Source organism: Paenibacillus sp. FSL H7-0714 (assembly GCF_038003765.1).
GTDB lineage: Bacteria > Bacillota > Bacilli > Paenibacillales > Paenibacillaceae > Paenibacillus_AQ.
The window spans coordinates 3217738-3235237 of record NZ_JBBOPT010000001.1 but is presented as its reverse complement, the minus strand read 5'-3'; the positions used below and the strand labels follow the sequence as shown (position 1 = coordinate 3235237).

The 17500-nt window shown below is 41.8% G+C and carries 17 protein-coding genes; 4 read left to right on the top strand and 13 right to left on the bottom strand.

The window, feature by feature from the left end; all coding sequences use genetic code 11:
• Window positions 1-12: 12 nt before the first annotated feature.
• The 6 genes from NST34_RS14535 to NST34_RS14510 all read right to left on the bottom strand — a co-directional run bounded on the left by NST34_RS14535 (window position 13) and on the right by NST34_RS14510 (window position 6770).
• Complete coding sequence (locus tag NST34_RS14535) at window positions 13-945, bottom strand: LysR family transcriptional regulator (RefSeq protein WP_042187960.1); 933 nt, start codon at window positions 943-945, stop codon at window positions 13-15.
• 122 nt (window positions 946-1067) lie between these two features.
• Complete coding sequence (locus NST34_RS14530; protein ID WP_341060697.1) at window positions 1068-2183, bottom strand: phosphodiester glycosidase family protein; 1116 nt, start codon at window positions 2181-2183, stop codon at window positions 1068-1070.
• Window positions 2184-2358: 175 nt separating this feature from the next.
• A complete protein-coding gene (locus NST34_RS14525) occupies window positions 2359-3915 on the bottom strand; it encodes a TPM domain-containing protein (protein ID WP_341128077.1) in 1557 nt (518 codons plus the stop codon).
• Between the two features lie 210 nt (window positions 3916-4125).
• A complete protein-coding gene (locus NST34_RS14520; protein WP_262495501.1) occupies window positions 4126-4488 on the bottom strand; it encodes an acylphosphatase in 363 nt (120 codons plus the stop codon).
• Between the two features lie 247 nt (window positions 4489-4735).
• Complete coding sequence (cysK, locus tag NST34_RS14515) at window positions 4736-5674, bottom strand: cysteine synthase A (protein ID WP_339247935.1); 939 nt, start codon at window positions 5672-5674, stop codon at window positions 4736-4738.
• A 70-nt stretch (window positions 5675-5744) separates the two neighbouring features.
• Window positions 5745-6770: a LacI family DNA-binding transcriptional regulator gene (locus tag NST34_RS14510; protein WP_042193856.1), complete on the bottom strand. Its 1026-nt coding sequence runs from the start codon at window positions 6768-6770 to the stop codon at window positions 5745-5747.
• 326 nt (window positions 6771-7096) lie between these two features.
• Between NST34_RS14510 and NST34_RS14505 the strand changes: the two genes are divergently transcribed.
• The gene (locus NST34_RS14505) at window positions 7097-8149 is read left to right on the top strand and encodes a 2,3-butanediol dehydrogenase (protein ID WP_341128076.1); all 1053 of its coding nucleotides are present in this window, start codon (window positions 7097-7099) and stop codon (window positions 8147-8149) included.
• A gap of 79 nt (window positions 8150-8228) precedes the next feature.
• Here the strand turns inward: NST34_RS14505 and NST34_RS14500 are convergent, their stop codons facing one another.
• Window positions 8229-8801: a GNAT family N-acetyltransferase gene (locus tag NST34_RS14500; RefSeq protein WP_341128075.1), complete on the bottom strand. Its 573-nt coding sequence runs from the start codon at window positions 8799-8801 to the stop codon at window positions 8229-8231.
• Between the two features lie 20 nt (window positions 8802-8821).
• Window positions 8822-9502, bottom strand: coding sequence for an HAD family hydrolase (locus tag NST34_RS14495; RefSeq protein ID WP_341128074.1), 681 nt, complete (start codon window positions 9500-9502; stop codon window positions 8822-8824).
• A gap of 128 nt (window positions 9503-9630) precedes the next feature.
• Here NST34_RS14495 and NST34_RS14490 point away from each other — a divergent pair, with 128 nt between their 5' ends.
• Window positions 9631-10125, top strand: a complete 495-nt coding sequence (locus NST34_RS14490; protein WP_076298958.1) for a DUF6803 family protein — start codon at window positions 9631-9633, stop codon at window positions 10123-10125.
• Window positions 10126-10190: 65 nt separating this feature from the next.
• On the opposite strand, the gene NST34_RS14485 is transcribed toward NST34_RS14490, so the two are convergent.
• Entirely contained in the window at window positions 10191-11639 is a 1449-nt protein-coding gene (locus NST34_RS14485; protein ID WP_341128073.1) for an MDR family MFS transporter, read from the bottom strand.
• Between the two features lie 151 nt (window positions 11640-11790).
• On the opposite strand from NST34_RS14485, the gene NST34_RS14480 reads away from it, so the two are divergent.
• A complete protein-coding gene (locus NST34_RS14480) occupies window positions 11791-12339 on the top strand; it encodes a PadR family transcriptional regulator (protein WP_341128072.1) in 549 nt (182 codons plus the stop codon).
• A gap of 59 nt (window positions 12340-12398) precedes the next feature.
• Here NST34_RS14480 and NST34_RS14475 read toward each other — a convergent pair whose 3' ends face one another.
• The 4 genes from NST34_RS14475 to msrA all read right to left on the bottom strand — a co-directional run bounded on the left by NST34_RS14475 (window position 12399) and on the right by msrA (window position 16406).
• Window positions 12399-13805, bottom strand: a complete 1407-nt coding sequence (locus NST34_RS14475; RefSeq protein ID WP_341128071.1) for a sensor histidine kinase — start codon at window positions 13803-13805, stop codon at window positions 12399-12401.
• On the bottom strand, window positions 13802-14509 hold the full coding sequence (locus NST34_RS14470) for a response regulator transcription factor (RefSeq protein ID WP_179086671.1): 708 nt from the start codon (window positions 14507-14509) through the stop codon (window positions 13802-13804). Before NST34_RS14470 ends, NST34_RS14475 begins: the two co-directional genes overlap by 4 nt.
• Before the next feature lie 21 nt (window positions 14510-14530).
• A complete protein-coding gene (locus NST34_RS14465) occupies window positions 14531-15721 on the bottom strand; it encodes a cell wall-binding repeat-containing protein (protein WP_341128070.1) in 1191 nt (396 codons plus the stop codon).
• A 172-nt stretch (window positions 15722-15893) separates the two neighbouring features.
• Window positions 15894-16406 (bottom strand): peptide-methionine (S)-S-oxide reductase MsrA, encoded by a 513-nt coding sequence (msrA, locus tag NST34_RS14460; protein ID WP_341128069.1) that lies wholly within the window; start codon window positions 16404-16406, stop codon window positions 15894-15896.
• Between the two features lie 163 nt (window positions 16407-16569).
• Here msrA and NST34_RS14455 point away from each other — a divergent pair, with 163 nt between their 5' ends.
• A complete protein-coding gene (locus NST34_RS14455) occupies window positions 16570-17478 on the top strand; it encodes an aldo/keto reductase (protein ID WP_341128068.1) in 909 nt (302 codons plus the stop codon).
• Window positions 17479-17500: the final 22 nt, after the last annotated feature.

Genomic DNA, 17500 nt, shown 5'->3' with positions numbered 1-17500 from the left:
ATCCTCCTACTGCTATAGTAAAAAATGATTTAGATCAAAATAACTTCCTGAAACCAGGTCATTCAAAATCTCGATATACTTAGATGCCATTACACTCGGTCTGCGATCTTTATGCGCTATCCAGCCAACCGTAAATACTTCATTGCTCTCAAAAGGAATCGTCTTCAGTCCATCACCATTTAGATCAGACGCCAGAATTCCTGTGCCTACCGTATAGCAATCCGTACCCATTAATAAATTGGTCAGTGTCGCTCGGTCATTCACCTTAATATTCTTCTCAATTTGTGAAAAGCTTAACATTTCCTCTGAGAAGTGCAGTGAATTGTTCTCACCCTGTTCAAAAGTGATATAAGGGAACGGCACAATATCATCCTGTGTAATGACGTCCTTATGAGCCAGCGGGTGTCCGGTTCGAACATAAAGATGCGGATCGGTATTAAAAAGTGGTGTGAATTTCAGATTGCCATCACTAAACAGTTTATTCATATGCTTATAGTTACTCTCGTTAATATAAAGAATTCCTAAATCACTGCGCAAGGTACGTACATCTTCGATAATCTCGTAGGTTTGCGTCTCTCTCAAGCTAAAGTTGTATTCTGAGACATCATTGTGCTTCATGAGATTTACAAAGGCGTCAACCACAAAGGCGTAGTGCTGCGTAGAGATGGAAAAATAGATCGGACTACGCTTTTTCCCCGTATAACGATTCTCCATAAGCTCCGTCTGTTCAATAATTTGACGGGCATAACCCAGGAATTCCATTCCCTCAACGGAAATACTGATTCCACGGTTGGTCCGCTCAAAAATCGTAATCCCCAGTTCACTTTCTAATTCTTTAATGGCATTGGACAGGCTCGGTTGAGAAACAAAGAGCTTCTTTGCCGCCTCATTCATGGAGCCACTATTTGCAATTTCGATAGCGTAGCGGAGTTGTTGCAACGTCACTCCTATTCCCCCTGTTCCAGACCTGTTAGTTCAGTATTCTGTTTCATGCTAGGTGATATCGTAGCATATTTTCATATGGCAATCCAAGATAATCCTTATCTTATTTACGTATTAAGAGTGCTTTAGCGTGTACGCTTCTTAGCAGCATCAATTTTGGAGGGGTCAAGTCCCTGCCAAATATTCGGCATATCGACTTGCTCAGGGTGCTCAAACACAAGAAAAGCCGTAGGTAAATATCGTTCCCCATATTGAGAGGATGGCTTGTTCATAATCTCGTTGTCTTTTACCAGCACAGTAGAAGAACCTCCATCCAAATTGGCAGCAATCACTGCTCCATGCTTAAGAAGGATTTGCTGCACATCGTATAGATTTGCCCCAATACTATAAGTAGGTTGTCTTCCATCAATAATAACAAATATAATCGCTCCGTCAGCTCGCTGGCCCATCGCTGTTCTTGGTGCAATTCCCCAACCTTCAGCCGCGTTCTTAATCAATCCTTTTCCATTGACGATTAAACGAGGGCTAAAAGTCACTGCCTCCTGAACACCCATTTTACTAATCTCGTCTAAAGAATAATTTCCAGCAACCATCTTCCCTTGTTTATCAAGACCTACGATTTGCGTGGATTTCTTGCCACCGAGACCGTTGTAATATAACTTACCTTGTGAGATCACAATACCGATAGGTTTAAATCCGTTACCTTTCCAGTTGGGGTCAGCGAATCCACCACCGTTAACTCCAGCGATAGCACCTGTGCGCTTCACCATACTAGTTACTTTCTCACCTGACCCTACTTTATCCGGAATTCCCAAACGAACTTTAGTAGGATCATTAACGATCATGACATATCCGGAATATCCAGTACCTGATACATTTTCTATCTCGACCAGTGGTTTCTCTTTTACTTCTGGTTCAGGAGTGATGGTATGTGTGTCCTTTTCGACCCCCATCTCTTCAAATTGGGCGCTATATTCAGTCACTCTGTCCTTTAATCCGTCCTCGCCAATAATATATTTAGCCATGTAGCGGTGCTGTGTTGTAATCAGTGTATCAGCGATTGAATAGCGCAGATTTTTAGCCGAAGGTGCAAAGTAAAACCAGCCGCCCCCAGCAATCAACAAAATTAAGCAGAATAAAAATACTTTGGATAGTGTTCGGAAAAAGCTCCGTTTCTTACGTTTTTTTGTTGGCTTCTTTTTGCGTACGGTGGAACGTTGAGGTAATGATGAAGTGCTCACTTCTTTTTTCCTCCCTGACTATTACGGAATTTGAAAATAAATGTCTAACTTTATCATAGACGATAAATTTTATGAAAAGTTACTATTAAGTAACAACCTAAAACAAATAAGTAACCTCCTAAAACAAAAGAAGCAGGTTTCGGATAACCCGGAAACCTGCTCATCTTCAACATTTTTAGTGTCTACCCGCTCCGCCACCACTGCTGGCACTACCCCCACCACCTGATGATCCACCACCGCCGGAATAACCTCCTCCACCGGAAGAGCCACTATCATTGTTAGAGTAGCTGCTGCTGGAAGAGCTGGAAGAGCTGGAAGAGCTAGAAGAATGTCTACCTGCACCTCCGCCACTACTCGAACCTCCGCCTCCACGATTCTCGTTACTTGAGGAATATCGTCCCGCTCCTCCACCTCTAGTAGAGCCGCCTCCACCGCTGTTTCCCCAGAAGCTTGACTGTGTGTTATTTGATGGTGTGTTTCTATGATGGTGATGGTGATGGTGATTATTATAGTGATTATTATAACGTCTGTGCCAACGTCTACCATAACCGTAATCCGCTTGACCGTACCAATTCCCATACCGCCGAATATTTCTTGGGCTATACGGATTAAATGGCAAACCGTACATTTCAATATATTTATTGCGTCGTGAAAGACCATATCCGAACAGTATGAGCGGAGCAAATATCAACAAGTAAATTAGAAGGCCTTTTCCTACACTAACACTAGTCTCCTTTGCTGAAGTGGTTGTTGTGGAAGAATTGGCGGCTGTAGTGCCTCCACTATTTCCCGTCGCTCCAACGGATTGATCCGCTCTAGCCAATAAGAAGCTGTACAAAGCATTAGAAGTCGCCGTAGCTCCCGTTCCGTAATCTTTTTTCACAAATTGGGGCTCAAGTACAGTATCCAAAATATTGCTGATTGCATCATTAGTTAGAACCTTGTCGATGTCCTTCCCTTGCAGAACATGATAGTTGTCTCCACCTATGTCTAGCACGAGCATAACATCCTTAGGGCCAGCAGCAACGGAGGCAAACTTCATGTAGGTATAATCCTGAAGCGTTTTATCTCCTGCGTTCTTTACAGTAACCACATAAATTCCGCTGCCAGTTGTAGTTTTATATCTGTTGCTAGATTCGTTCAAATAATCCTTTGTTACTTTTTTGAGTACACCGGCATTATCGGATACATAGTTTTTGGTGCCGACATTCTCCACCCAGGTCCCACCCATGGCTTGAATAAAAGCGCCATAAGTTTTACGTGCACCGTTACTATAAGTTTTAGCTGCAAAATCCGGCTCAAGATATTGAGAGAGAATATCTTTAATCTTACTGTTAGGCAACGTGTCCTCAATACCCTTACCTTGTACCGCCCAGTAGTCATCATCTTTTATAGAAAGCAGTAGCAAAAGCCCGTTATTCTTATCCGCAGAGCCTACGCCCCAGCTATTGAATAGCGAAGTTGCATACTCTTCCATCGAAACTCCATTTGTAGAGTCGACTGTCACCACTACGACTTGAGCACCCGTATCCTGATGTAATCGAATCCCATAGTTCACCATGTAATTCTCAGCTTTCTCGTCGATCACATTCGCAAAATCATTCACATAAAATGACCCAGTATGCTTAGGTACAGCTGTCTTAGCTGAAGTTAAAACCGGAAGAAGCAAAACACTTAACATCAGGGTGGCAAGTGTGGTAAGAAGCATTTTTCTAAAAATTCTGTAGTTCATATGTACCTCCTGCTCTATCATAATCTCTTTTATTTATCGGTTACGCATGGCTTAAGCAATAGTTCCATTTTATTCTATTCTGTGTATTACACAGCGAAGAATGAACTGAGAAACTTTAGTCCCAATTAATTAATCTATTCATATTTTTCCCTCTTTCTTACTAATCCAAAAAAAACAATCCACTTCTTAATTCTACTAATCCATATGTACTTATTTCACTATCGTAAAATCTTTCTCACTCTCATTAAGAGGCAGATCACTCATAGTTACTTTCTTTACAGATGCCCGTTTCAATGATTTCATGCAATGGACTAGAAAAGAGATTCGCTGCTCTTCTCCTTGTACTTCTACCTCTACACTTCCGTCGTTTAAATTTTGTACCCTACCCGTTAATTTCATTCTTTCAGCAATCGTATATATTTCCAAACGGAATCCTACGTTTTGAACTCTACCTGAGAAAACCACTTTCTTTCTAACGACAGGACTTGAAGGAAAATCCAGTAACTGAATACGATTTGCATGCCAAATCACATAATTATTTCTAACTTTTTTGAACACATTCACACGTTTCATACTCCTTTTTTAGAGCTACTACGATTTATGCTATATTGTACCATAGCCATTGGTAAAATAAGGGGCTGAATTGATCACTCTTTAATTACTAAATACACAAAAAGACTCAGCATTCCGCTGAGCCTCCTTGTTTGTATTAACCTCAGTGCTAGAAATTAAAATACTCCTGATCTGCACCCATCCGATGGGTTTGATTCAATTCGTTAATTCTAGCCACTTCTTCTGTATTATCTTAGGTCAAACCAATCTATTCGTTAAAATCAAACAGAGTAGTTGTTAAATAACGTTCACCAGTATCCGGCAAAATCACCACAATCGTCTTCCCTTTATTTTCTGAACGTTTAGCAATTTCTGTAGCTGTGTATACCGCCGCACCAGACGAGATCCCTACAAGTAACCCCTCGGTCTTGGCAATTTCACGCGCTACATTAAATGCGTCTTTATTCTTCACCTGAAAAATCTCATCGACAACCTCTTTATTGTAAATCTCCGGAATGAAGTTAGCCCCAATCCCCTGAATTCCATGCGCACTAGGCCGGCCACCAGATAATACCGGTGAATCAAACGGTTCGATAGCGACGATCTGTACCGAAGGGTTCTTAGCCTTCAAAGCTTCCCCAACCCCTGATATGGTGCCTCCAGAACCAACACCCGCAATAAAAATATCTACATTTCCATCAGTATCCCGCCAAATTTCCTCTGCAGTTGTCGTTCTGTGAATTTCAGGGTTAGCTGGGTTGCTGAATTGTTGTGGAATGAAAGCATTTGGAATTTCCGCTGCCAATTCCTCTGCCTTTTTCAGAGCACCGCTCATTCCTTCAGCTCCAGGTGTTAATACAAGCTTAGCACCAAGTGCAGCCATCACCTTACGGCGTTCAATACTGAATGTATCCGGAAGTACGATAATCAACGGATAGCCAAGGCTAGTAGCAGCCATTGCAAGGCCAATGCCGGTATTGCCACTTGTTGGCTCAATAATTACAGAATCTTTGTGAATTAAGCCTTTATCCTCAGCATCTTTGATCATCGCATACCCTATACGATCCTTGACGCTACCTCCAGGATTAAAAGACTCTAACTTGGCAAGGATTTTTGCTTCAACGTTCTGAGATTTACTATATTTCGAAATTTCCAATAACGGTGTATTACCAATCAAATCTGTTACGCTTTTATATATTTTAGCCATAATAATCTCCTCATTTCATATTCCCCCATCAACTTACTTAGTATTAAGTCTAACAGGATTTAGAGGATTTTCAACCTGTCGTACTACGCTTAACCGAAACACTAGACTCTCGCACAATTAAACGCGGATCAAGCTGCACCCTTTGGTAGTCGCCCGTAATATTATCCTGAATGCGTTGCAACAGAAGCTGAGTAGCCAATCGGGCGACTTCATTGCCCATGATCGAGACCGAACTAATCTGCGGACTTGTAATGGTTGTCCATGCGTTATTATCCACCCCTACCACTGCCACATCCTCAGGAACACGAACGCCTAACTCTTTAAATCGGTTTACGATCCCTATAGCGACCATGTCATTTACAGCATATATTGCATCTGGCATATGGGTCAGGCTATAGAAATAATCTGCAGCTTGTACCCCCGTTTGCAAGGAGAAATCCTCGCCAAAATAAACCAAAGAAATATCCACTTGATTTAACGCCTGCTGATAGGCAAGATAACGATCTTCAATGAGATCCTTCTGAGCTCCTGCGTAAGCAATTCTGGTTCGGCCAATATTGCTTAGATGTTCCATGATTAGCTGGCCCTCAAAACGTGACAGGCTTACGATATCCGCTTTCACATTCTCTGTAATGCGTTTCCCGTAGTTAATGATCGAGACAGGAACACTCGATTTATTAATTAGCTCTACCATAGTCTTGGGATAAGCAAGAGGCATGATAATGAGACCATCAACATGTAATTTCTTGATCTCACGAATCGTTTCGAGCTCTGTCCGCGGATTTCCGGAAGTATTAATCTGAATGACTCGATAGCCGTCCTGTTTAGCTGCTTGCTCCACGGACCAGGCGATATCTGGAATAATGGCATTTCGAATGTCGGGAACGGCCAGAGCGATTTGCTTCGTTTGGCGAATCTTCAGACTTTGTGCAGAGGTATTAGGTGTAAAACCCATCTCCTCAATCACTTGCAGTACTAATGCCTTAGTCTTGGAACTAATTCCCTCCGAATTATTAATCGCTCTTGAAACAGTAGCAATACCTACTCCCGCTCGTTTCGCTACATCCTCTATGGTTACTTTGTTTTTATTAGCCAAGTTGATAGTCCCCTCATTTTCGGAATCGTTTCCGTAATCATAGCTAGTATTAAATCTATCCGTCTCATTCAAGCCGTTTTTCCAATGTATTTATTATAACATATATGTACTTATAAAAGCACTTATAGCAAGTACGACACAGTCTATATACCCCTGCTATTGCTAAGTTCAGGTGAATTTTTTCACTAATTTTCGATATTAATATTTTAGTATTTAAATTTGACAATATGAAAATTATGTGACATATTTGTTCTCGGAAACGTTTCCTCTTTTCCAGGAGAAAAACACTATTTATTATCAATTAATTAATCTAGGAGATGAATGATATGCAAGCATTAAGATGGCATAACGTCAAAGATCTACGGTTAGAAACGATTGAAGAACCAGCAGCACTTGAAGGAAAAGTGAAAATCAAAATAGAATGGTGCGGGATTTGTGGCAGCGATCTTCACGAATATGTAGCCGGTCCTATTTTCATTCCCCAAGGTACAGATCATCCCCTTACTGGTGAAAAAGCGCCAGTCGTAATGGGACATGAATTCTCTGGACAAATCGTTGAAGTAGGTCAAGACGTTAGCAAGTTTAATGTTGGTGATCGAGTTGTCGTTGAACCAGTTTTTGCATGTGGTGAATGTGTAGCTTGTCGACAAGGCAAATACAATCTTTGTGAAAAAATGGGCTTCCTAGGTTTGGCTGGAGGCGGCGGTGGATTCTCAGAATACGTTGTAGCAGACCAACATATGGTGCACAAAATTCCTGACAGCTTGTCCTATGAGCAAGGCGCTCTAGTAGAACCTTCTGCAGTTGCTCTGCATGCTGTTCGTTCCAGTCAATTGAAGGTCGGAGATAAGGCTGTAGTATTTGGCGCTGGTCCTATCGGTTTGCTTGTAATTGAAGCTTTGAAAGCTTCCGGTGCAGCTGAAATTTATGTTGTTGAACTCTCAGAAGAACGTAAAAGCAAAGCTGAGGAACTTGGTGGTATTGTAATCGATCCTAAACAATATGATGTGGTTGAAGAAATTCAAAAACGTACCGATGGCGGCGTGGATGTTGCTTTTGAAGTCACAGGTGTCCCTCCCGTTCTAACACAAGCTATCAATTCCACTAAATTAAGTGGTCAAATCATGATCGTTAGTATTTTTGAAAAAGATGCTACGATTACTCCAAACAACATCGTACTTAAAGAACGTAATTTAACTGGTATCATCGGATACCGTGATGTATTCCCAGCAGTAATTAGTCTCATGGAACAAGGTTACTTCCCTGCGGACAAATTGGTGACTAAAAGAATCAAATTGAACGAAGTAATTGAACATGGGTTCGAGGCGCTTTTGAAGGAAAAAAATCAAGTGAAAATTCTTGTAAGTCCTAAACAATAACCATAAACAGCCAAGTGGCTGATCTATAGAGCAAGAGTCCTTCTCCATAAGAGAGGGACTCTTGGCTTCTTTTATATAATTATGAGTACTTCTCATTTAATAAATAGTGCAGATTCTCTTTTACCGATGGCCATTCGTTATCCAAAATACTAAAGACAACATTATCATGAATCGAACCATCAGATCTAATTCTATGCTGGCGTAGAACCCCTTCTTTTACAGCCCCTAATCGTTCTACCGCTCTTTGCGACCTCAAGTTAGTCTTCACCACTGTAAACTCTACACGAATCAGCTTTAGCTCTTCAAAACAATAGTGAAGCAGTAATGACTTAGCCTCGGTGTTCACACTCGTTCTCCAATATTCAGGTGAGATCCACGTACATCCGATTTCAGCATTGCGATGAACCAAATCCGGATGCATGATTCGAGTGGTACCGACGATTTGTCCAGTAGCTTTTTCAAGGATGACGAAGGGAATTTGCGATTCATTGTTTTGATTTGCGAATGCGGTTGTGATTAAATCCTGTACCTGCTCGTCCGACGTTATTTTTCGCCAAGTAAATTCCCAGATGTTTGGATTTCTTAATACTCTCGCTAGCCCTTCTACATGGCTGTCATCCATTGGAATCAGCTTGACTGTATTGCCCTCCAAGATTGAATTACGAGGTTGGATCATTTCGCACACCGCTCTCTTAATGATATATGTTGGATGATATCCGCAATTTCTTGTACACGATAAGCGATATGATCTGCCCCAGCATTCTCCAGTTCTTCTTTAGGTCCGTAACCAAACGTCACACCAATAGATTCTACTCCACAACCTATAGCACCGATAATATCATGTTCTCGGTCCCCAATCATCACAGCTTCCTCCGGAAGGATAGCATTCTGATCTAGTACGTACTGTATCACGTCTTTCTTTTTAGAACGGGTGCCATCCAGATTACTACCACCGATATGCTCAAAATAATGAACTAGTTTATAATGCTCAAGAATTTGTTCAGCAAAAACAGTAGGCTTGGAGGTAGCTACATACAATGAAAATCCTTTATTCTTGAGGTCTTCCAGCAATTGCGGTATACCATCAATCACCATATTCTCAAGCATTCCAACGGTGCTGTAACGCTCACGGTAGAATACAACTGCTTGTTGCGCTTGTTCCTCTGAGAACTGATGCAGCTCGATAAATGAATCATAAAGAGGTGGGCCTATGTAAGGAAGAAGTTTATCCAAATGCTCGATCTGAATATCAAATTTGTTCAATGCGTATTCTACGCTTTTTGTTATGCCTTCTTTAGGGTCCGTTAATGTACCATCCAAATCAAATAAAATACTTTGTAATCCTCTTCCCACTGCTGTCTTGCTCCCCTCAATTGATATTAATGGATGTATTTATAATACCTTCGTTTCTACATACTTTCCACATACTTCTCGAATACGATCAGTACGAAAGTTATTTTTATATATCGGAGGAGTATTTTATGAACATGACCCATTATATGTCTTTGCTAGCGGATAATCAGCCTTGGAACTTGATTTTATTTATGGCGATCCCTGTGATTTTTGCTGAGACGATCACCGTTACAGAGTTCATTATTTTGTTCACCAAAAATCTAAAAGGCTCTTTACGGACCTTTAACAAATTCTGTAGCATTCTGGCGGGGTTGTACTTCACAGGGGTATTCCTCTACTTGTTTCCTACCGCATTCATCCCTTTGTCAGTGAATGGTGAGTGGCACACATGGGTTGACGTGGTAGCCGTAGGCTTCTATTTGAGCGGAGTGCTTTTCTTATTACCGCTAGCTTTGTTAGATCTTGGTCTGATCGCTCGTAAACGAACAGATGAACAGAAAATGAAGCTTCATTTTATACTCATCAGTGGATTCTTGGTTGTAGCACATATCGCGATGATATTCGGGATGATCAATCCGGAAATTGTGGGCAGCATGGGTGGAATGGGCGACATGATGCACTAACTTAACATATAAAAAAAGCAGATCAAGGCTAGCCCTTGGTCTGCTTTTCTAATAGGACGCGATAGTTATCCCGCGCTTTGAACAGATATCCCACTACGCTTCTTGCGCAATAAAAACATAAGTGGTAATCCAAACAACACGATGATAGAGCCGACTACAAATACATCATTCACACCCATAGTGAACGATAATAATCTTATCGAATCTGCATTACCTGCACCTGAACTGATCAATTCTTTAGAGTGCAGTATGGATCTTGTGGACAAAATAGAAGTGAACACCGCAATCCCAAGTGAGCTTAACACATTCCGAACCCAGTTGTTGATCGATGTGGCATGACCTGACCATTCGACTGGAATTTCCTCCATAGACGCTGTGCTACTCGGAACGTTAGCTAATCCAATACCTAAATTCCGAACCACCATTGCCCACATAATGAAGCTGTAAGAAACATTTGTATGCAGCCGACTCATCATGAATAAACCGATGAAAATAAATAAAATACCAGCAGAAATTAACTTCACAGGCCCAAACTTTGGATACATCTTACCTACGATTGGACTAAGTAAAGCCAGAAGAATCGAAGATGGCAATAAGATAAGCCCCGTTTTAAGTGTTGTTGCTCCTTCTACCGTTTGTAAGAACAATGGAGTTAAGTAAGTTCCAGCATACATTGCTATCGTCACCAAACTATAGATACTAAGCATGGCAGTAAAACGCCGATTTCGAAAGACACGCAGATTCAGCAGTGGTACTTCCGCCTTCAGCTCGTGCAAGACGAAGAAAACTAAAAGTACGATCCCCACAAGTATTAAGGATAGGGTCTTCCATGAGCTCCATCCCCAGCTATTGCCTTGGCTAAATGCGGTTAATAAAGATAAGCTGCCCAGTACAACAGTTAGGAAGCCAGGAATATCAAATGATTTCGGAACATTCATTCGATAGTATGGAATTAACGTTACGGTTAGAATAACAGCAATGATCCCAATGGGAATGTTAATTAAAAATAACCAGTGCCAGCTAGCATACTGAAGTAACCATCCGCTAAATGTCGGACCTATGGCTGGGGCTACCATCGCGGATAGCGACCATAGGCTCACGGCGAAAGGTCTGCGTTCAACTGGAATCACTTGGAATATAATCGTCATCGTACAGGCCATAATCAGCCCGCTGCAAGACCCCTGAAGCATTCGAAATACAATCAAAGAGGTTGGATTCCAAGCTATTGCACAGAGTAAGGAGAACATGGTGAATCCCATCAAAGCGAATAGATACAGTCGCTTATAGCTAAATCTGCCTCCCAGATATCCGGCAAGTGGTGCAGTTACTCCCGTTGCTAGCATAAAACCTGTAACCATCCATTGCATAGTGTTCAGGCTCGAATGGAAATGATTCATTAAAAGAGGAACAGCTATGTTGATGGTCGTTGTACTTAAGACAGAGACGAAGTTTCCGAAGAATATGGCAATCATAATAGGCCAAAAATGAATTTTACTTTCTTGTTTAACGTCCATGCTACCCCTCCTTATCTTTTTATATGTCTACTTTTACATATATAATTTAACTTAAATAATGTTATAATCATATTGAATATATGTCAATGATGACATATGCCTAAAAATCACAATAATAACGGATATATAATAACTGGAGGGCTTCAGAGTAATGAATACACTGTCTTATGGACTTCTTACTTTACTTAGTGCTAATTCGTTGTCTGGATATGAATTAACACAGAATATCAAACCGTTATGGCGAGCAGGACATAGTCAAATCTACCCTCTTCTAATGAGCATGGAGCAGCAAGGTTATATTTCATATCAGCTCATTGAGCAGTCGGATAAGCCGGATAAAAAGGAATACTCCATTACGGAAGCAGGACTTGAGCAATTGCGGAAATGGGTGGAGACTCCAGCGGAGCCTCCAGTTCTACGGGACGAGCTACATTTTAAACTGTATAGTCTATGGCTCTCCAAACCCGAGGAGGCAAAAGAACTTCTACAAAAACGAGCGGAATTTTGTAAAAGTGAGCTAGAACGATACAAGGTCTTGCTGAAAGCTAACGAAGTCTTACGTGATGAACGAGGTGAGACTCGTGAATTAAAAGCAACCACTTTTGGACGCTACTTACTCATTCAGAAACGAGTGCTGGATATGGAGAGCTCTATACAATTTTGCGAATGGGCACTTGAAGAGCTTGAGCCAGCAAAATAGCTTAGTTGACTGCAAGTAAAAAGAGACTTCGCGTATACACGCAAAGTCTCTTTTGGCTCTTACTTTTCGGATTTTGTTAATCTAGGCAGTTCTACCTCGCATCGGGTTCCAACTCCAGGCTGACTTGTAATTCGAATCTTACCGCCGTGTAATTCTACAAGCTTTTTAACAATTGAAAGTCCAAGACCTGTACCACCATATTGCCTGGATCGTGATTTCTCAACTCTGTAGAATCGTTCAAAGACATAGGGTAGTTCTTCCTCAGGAATACCTATTCCGGTATCCTCTACAATAAATACAATGGAATCCCCGTCGACATCCTCATCTACATGGACAGTAATCTCACCTTCATCCGTATAACGGATCGCATTCTCCAGAAGGTTCATCATAATCTGTTCCATACGCTTTTCATCTCCACGAACCCTATACGAAACTCCATGATACATAATCTTCAGCTGAATTCCCTTTTCTTTGGCTTTCAATTCCACTCTGCGTACCGCTTGTTCTGCCATGTGCTTAACATCTATCCAGTCCAGCGTAAGTGAGATCTTGCCTTCTTCCATCTTTGCCAGTTCAAATAAATCTTCTACCAGATGCTCAAGCCGATGCGCTTCCTCATGGATAATATCTAAATACAGATCTCGTTCCCCTTCGGTCTCATAAAGTCCATCCTTTACAACTTTGGTATACCCTTTTAAATAGGTGATGGGTGTCCGCAGTTCATGAGAGATGTTGGCTAAAAATTCCTGACGCGTGTCCCTGTATCTTTGCAGATCTATAGCAAGGTCGTTAATAGCTCCTGCCAAAAATCCGATTTCATCGTTACTACGTATGGAAAGTCTCGTTTCCAATTCACCGGCTGCAATTTTTCTAGTCGCCTTCTGCATCTTGATCAGCGGCCTGGATAACAACAAACTAATTATTCCCGTAATTCCTAGTGCCAATATAAAGGCCCCAATTCCTGCGAGCAACAGTAGGTTACGGATAGAAGCCAAGGATTGCTTCATGTTCTCTGTAGAGGACATTACATATAGTGCAGACTGGATGGTTTGACCCTTTGAAATTGGTTTTCCAGTGATGAAATATCTGTGTCCAGTAGGATCTGTATACTCAAAATTCACACTTTTTCCGGCAAATATCCGACTAATATCCGAAGCATTTATGAATGAACGATCTGCGCGGTCATGAACACCCGAATGGAGAATGACACTACCGTCTTTTGAAATATTAAATATACTCACGTCCGAAAACTCTGCAAAAGTACTCATCATCTGCTCGTTTGAACTATCCGGTGATTCAGCCATTCCGATAAAATGCGAGGTTAGCTCCTCAGTTTCTTTTTGCATCTCGTTGTAATAAAAACTGGTAAACATTCGGTCTATCGTTATCCCAAGAATAAGCAAAACAACTAAAAAAACAGACATAATAACTGACCCGAGCTTCAGTCCGATAATATTATTCTTCATAGATGATTACCTGGGATCTCAAATTTATAGCCTAACCCCCATACCGTTTGAACAGGATTATAAGACAGACCCGCCTTATGTAATTTCTCGCGAATATTCTTAATATGTGTGTCGATGACACGGTTCTCACCCTCATAATCATTGCCCCATAAACGCTCCACTAGTTCTTCTCTCGTAAAGACACGGTGCGCATTTTGTGCCAAGGCCGTTAGCAGATCAAATTCCTTGAGTGTAAACTCAACTGCTGTATCCAGAATATGTACCTCACGAGCATCCGGGTAAATCGCTAGCTCAGGGTAGCTCAGAACCTTTTTCAGAGGTTGTTGGGTCGATGTAAGCATTGAACGCCGTACCAAAGAATAAATTCTTGCCACTAATTCCTCTGGCTCGAACGGTTTGGTGAGATAATCATCCGCTCCTATGCCGAGACCACGAACCTTGTCCTTAGTTTCCGAGCGAGCTGTTAGCATTAGAACGGGGACAGAGCTTACCTCTCTAACGGCTTTACAGACCTGCCAGCCATCCATATCTGGCATCATCACATCCAACAGGATTAGATCAAAGTTCTGTTGTTTCAGCAAAGTGAGTGCCTCATGCCCCGTTGACGCTTCTCTAGTCGTTATTCCTTCTCTTGTTAAATAAATCCGAATTAAATTCCGCATGTTCCATTCATCGTCAACGATCAGTACCTGAAGCTTATTCAAGTTGTTCACCCTCTTCGTAGCCTAGTGACCGGAATGTGGATTGCCTCCTGCCGCCGGTGAGATTTCCAGCATATCATCGATTTCGCTTTGGGCACTTTCTTTTATTACGTTGATGTCCCCAGTTAACCAAGCATGATTATAGGGGCCTTCTGCTGGTGAATCTTGGAATTTAGGTTGAAGGGTCATCATATATTCCATCACGGAATCTGGCAACCCGTCTTTTTCCGTAAAGATAAGCGGTGCATGTTTCCCTAAATGCGAAAAAGGTGCAGCGGCGATTGCCAGCATCGTTGAATCGGTAGTCAACAAAGACAAGTTATGTCCAGGTGTCGTTATGCCCCAGCCGAAACCGTTGCTGGCGTCCTTAAAAGTAGCAAAAGCAATGGCATTCTCATAAATGTCTTTTCCAGCTATACGGGTTACTGTGCCGAATTCCTGTAATTGCTTTTCTACTGCTGTAGATACAACTTTTTCAGGTCCTAAGATATAAATTGTAGCCGAACCTCCACGCTCTTTCAAAGCATTAACCGTAGGGTCTGGAATTTCATCTTTTGTTACATAGAGAAGCGGCTCTGGCATATGGGCGATCCAATTCACTGCAGGCAGTGTGTACTCAGGACTATCCATAGAACCTACAATGACTGCCTTTGGAAGTTCACCGGAAGCTTTTGCATAATATGTATCAATGGCTTGTGCTACAGCTGCCGGCTCGTCCCCTTCAATTCGGTCTACTTTCAGATCCAGTGTCTTTAATTGTTCTTCGACATTGGAAGCCATGGGTCCGACGAGCACTACTTGTACACCATTATTACCTTCTGCGCCTAAAGGATTCAATCGCTTAAGCTCTGCTAACGTTGCCTCAGGGACACCCTCTTTAGTTGTAAAAAGAATAGGGCCATTATTCGGATGATGGATCAAATCCGCACTAACCGCGGCAATCTGCCAATTGCTTACATCCGTTAATACTACACTTGAAGGTCTGTTGTTCTTCGTCTGTGCAGTCCATAGGGTTTGTGAAACGATAACTGCTGCCTCAGTCGGGTCAGAAGTGTTTATACGAGTTGTGTTTTTTGATGAGATCCATGGTTGATCCACTGACGATATAGAAGCTTGCTTATCTGATCCAGATGGGGCATTATTGCCCGATTGACAGCCAGCTAACACTGCACTTAGAAACAATGTTACAGCAACTATGGGTATGATTTTTTTCATCTTAAACCCTCCATTTTAATTTCTCGCTTAATTTAGAGTAGTTTAGTCTATAAATGTGTAGAAAGTATGTAGAATTTAAAATATATAAAATTTGTATATGATGCAAAAAGAGCACCTGTAAGCCATGAACGACTTAGGATGCTCTTTTACTTTAGAAATTCCGTTTCTGCAATTACCAGTGTTTAGCGATAAAGGTATCCCGTCCGGATTGCTCACGATCCTCTTTATAATGCTTGGGATTCTTGTGATGATAGTCCTGATGATATTCTTCCGCTCGATAAAAGGTTGGCGCTGGAAGGATTTCCGTCACAACGGGTCCTGAGAATCTGCCACTCACAGCAACCTGCTCCTTCGAGGCAAGGGCTGCTAAACGTTGTTCTTCGTTATAGTAAAAGATGGCTGTCCGGTATTGTGTTCCTCTATCCTGAAATTGTCCACCATCATCCGTGGGATCAATCTGAGGCCAATATAATTCAAGCAGCTTCTTGTATGAAAAAAGCGATGGATCAAACGTAATTTGTACCACCTCGTAATGTCCTGTTGTTCCTGTTTTGACTTCTTCGTAAGTTGGGTTCTCGGTTAATCCTCCAGCATATCCTGATACAATCCCTTGGATACCTGGTAACTCCTCGAACGGTGTAACCATGCACCAAAAGCAACCACCTGCAAACATTGCTTGTTCCATATGTTCAAGTCTCTCCCTATCCATCATCATCTAGTAAATAACATATGCTATGACGATAATGCTTCTAGGTTATAATGTCAAAGGAAATCATTCATTTACATTCGAATTCGATGCTTTAAGGCGTTATAATATAACAAACAACGGAATTAGAAAGGAACAACCTATGAATAAAAATCGTTTGGGTCAGTCCGATTTATATGTAAGTGAAGTAGGACTCGGATGCATGTCCTTAGGTACGGATGAGGCAAAAGCCATTTCCATCGTCCATGAAGCGCTCGATCAAGGCATTAACTTTTTAGATACAGCCGATCTGTATGATGAGGGTCGTAATGAAGAGATCATTGGTAAGGCGATTCGCCACCGCCGCGGTGAGGTGATATTGAGTACAAAAGTGGGTAACCGCAGAATTCCAGGTCAAGAAGGCTGGAGCTGGGATCCATCAAAATCCTATATTAAATCCGCAGTCAAAGACAGCCTAAGACGCCTCCAAACGGATTATATCGATCTGTATCAGCTGCATGGCGGAACGATCGATGATCCGATGGATGAGACTATTGAAGCCTTTGAAGAACTTAAGCAAGAGGGGCTAATCCGATATTATGGGATCTCTTCTATTCGACCTAATGTCATTAGAGAATATGTAAAAAAACCAAATATTGTCAGTGTAATGAGCCAATACAGCATTTTAGATCGACGTCCTGAGGAGGAAATCCTCCCTCTGCTGGCCGAGCATGGGATCAGTCTTATTGCCCGGGGTCCTTTGGCGGGTGGCATCCTTTCGGAGAACGGCCGCAGTAAGGCAGAGAAGAAGTACTTAGATTACAGCAGTGAGGAGCTTCTGAAGTTGCATGATCAGCTTATCCATGAAACGAGCCACTCTCGCCCCTTAGCACAAACTGCACTTCATTATCCGCTAGATCATCCATCTGTAGCGGTTATCATTCCTGGAGCGAGTAGCATGGAGCAGTTGAAGAATAATGTAACGGCTGCTAAGTCAGCCCCACTGTCTTCGGAGGAAATTGAAATGATCCGCGGGTTGAGTAAAGCGAACCGCTACACACTACATTTGTAAAATAGTCTGTCATTCATAAAAT

What these genes read in the sequence shown, in the direction of transcription:
- NST34_RS14490 (WP_076298958.1), top strand. Translation starts at nt 9,631, where the DNA reads ATGAACATGACCCATTATATGTCTTTGCTAGCGGATAATCAGCCTTGG.
- NST34_RS14465 (WP_341128070.1), bottom strand. Translation starts at nt 15,721, where the DNA reads ATGAAAAAAATCATACCCATAGTTGCTGTAACATTGTTTCTAAGTGCA.
- msrA (WP_341128069.1), bottom strand. Translation starts at nt 16,406, where the DNA reads ATGGAACAAGCAATGTTTGCAGGTGGTTGCTTTTGGTGCATGGTTACA.
- NST34_RS14455 (WP_341128068.1), top strand. Translation starts at nt 16,570, where the DNA reads ATGAATAAAAATCGTTTGGGTCAGTCCGATTTATATGTAAGTGAAGTA.
- NST34_RS14525 (WP_341128077.1), bottom strand. Translation starts at nt 3,915, where the DNA reads ATGAACTACAGAATTTTTAGAAAAATGCTTCTTACCACACTTGCCACC.
- NST34_RS14475 (WP_341128071.1), bottom strand. Translation starts at nt 13,805, where the DNA reads ATGAAGAATAATATTATCGGACTGAAGCTCGGGTCAGTTATTATGTCT.
- NST34_RS14505 (WP_341128076.1), top strand. Translation starts at nt 7,097, where the DNA reads ATGCAAGCATTAAGATGGCATAACGTCAAAGATCTACGGTTAGAAACG.
- NST34_RS14485 (WP_341128073.1), bottom strand. Translation starts at nt 11,639, where the DNA reads ATGGACGTTAAACAAGAAAGTAAAATTCATTTTTGGCCTATTATGATT.
- cysK (WP_339247935.1), bottom strand. Translation starts at nt 5,674, where the DNA reads ATGGCTAAAATATATAAAAGCGTAACAGATTTGATTGGTAATACACCG.
- NST34_RS14520 (WP_262495501.1), bottom strand. Translation starts at nt 4,488, where the DNA reads ATGAAACGTGTGAATGTGTTCAAAAAAGTTAGAAATAATTATGTGATT.
- NST34_RS14480 (WP_341128072.1), top strand. Translation starts at nt 11,791, where the DNA reads ATGAATACACTGTCTTATGGACTTCTTACTTTACTTAGTGCTAATTCG.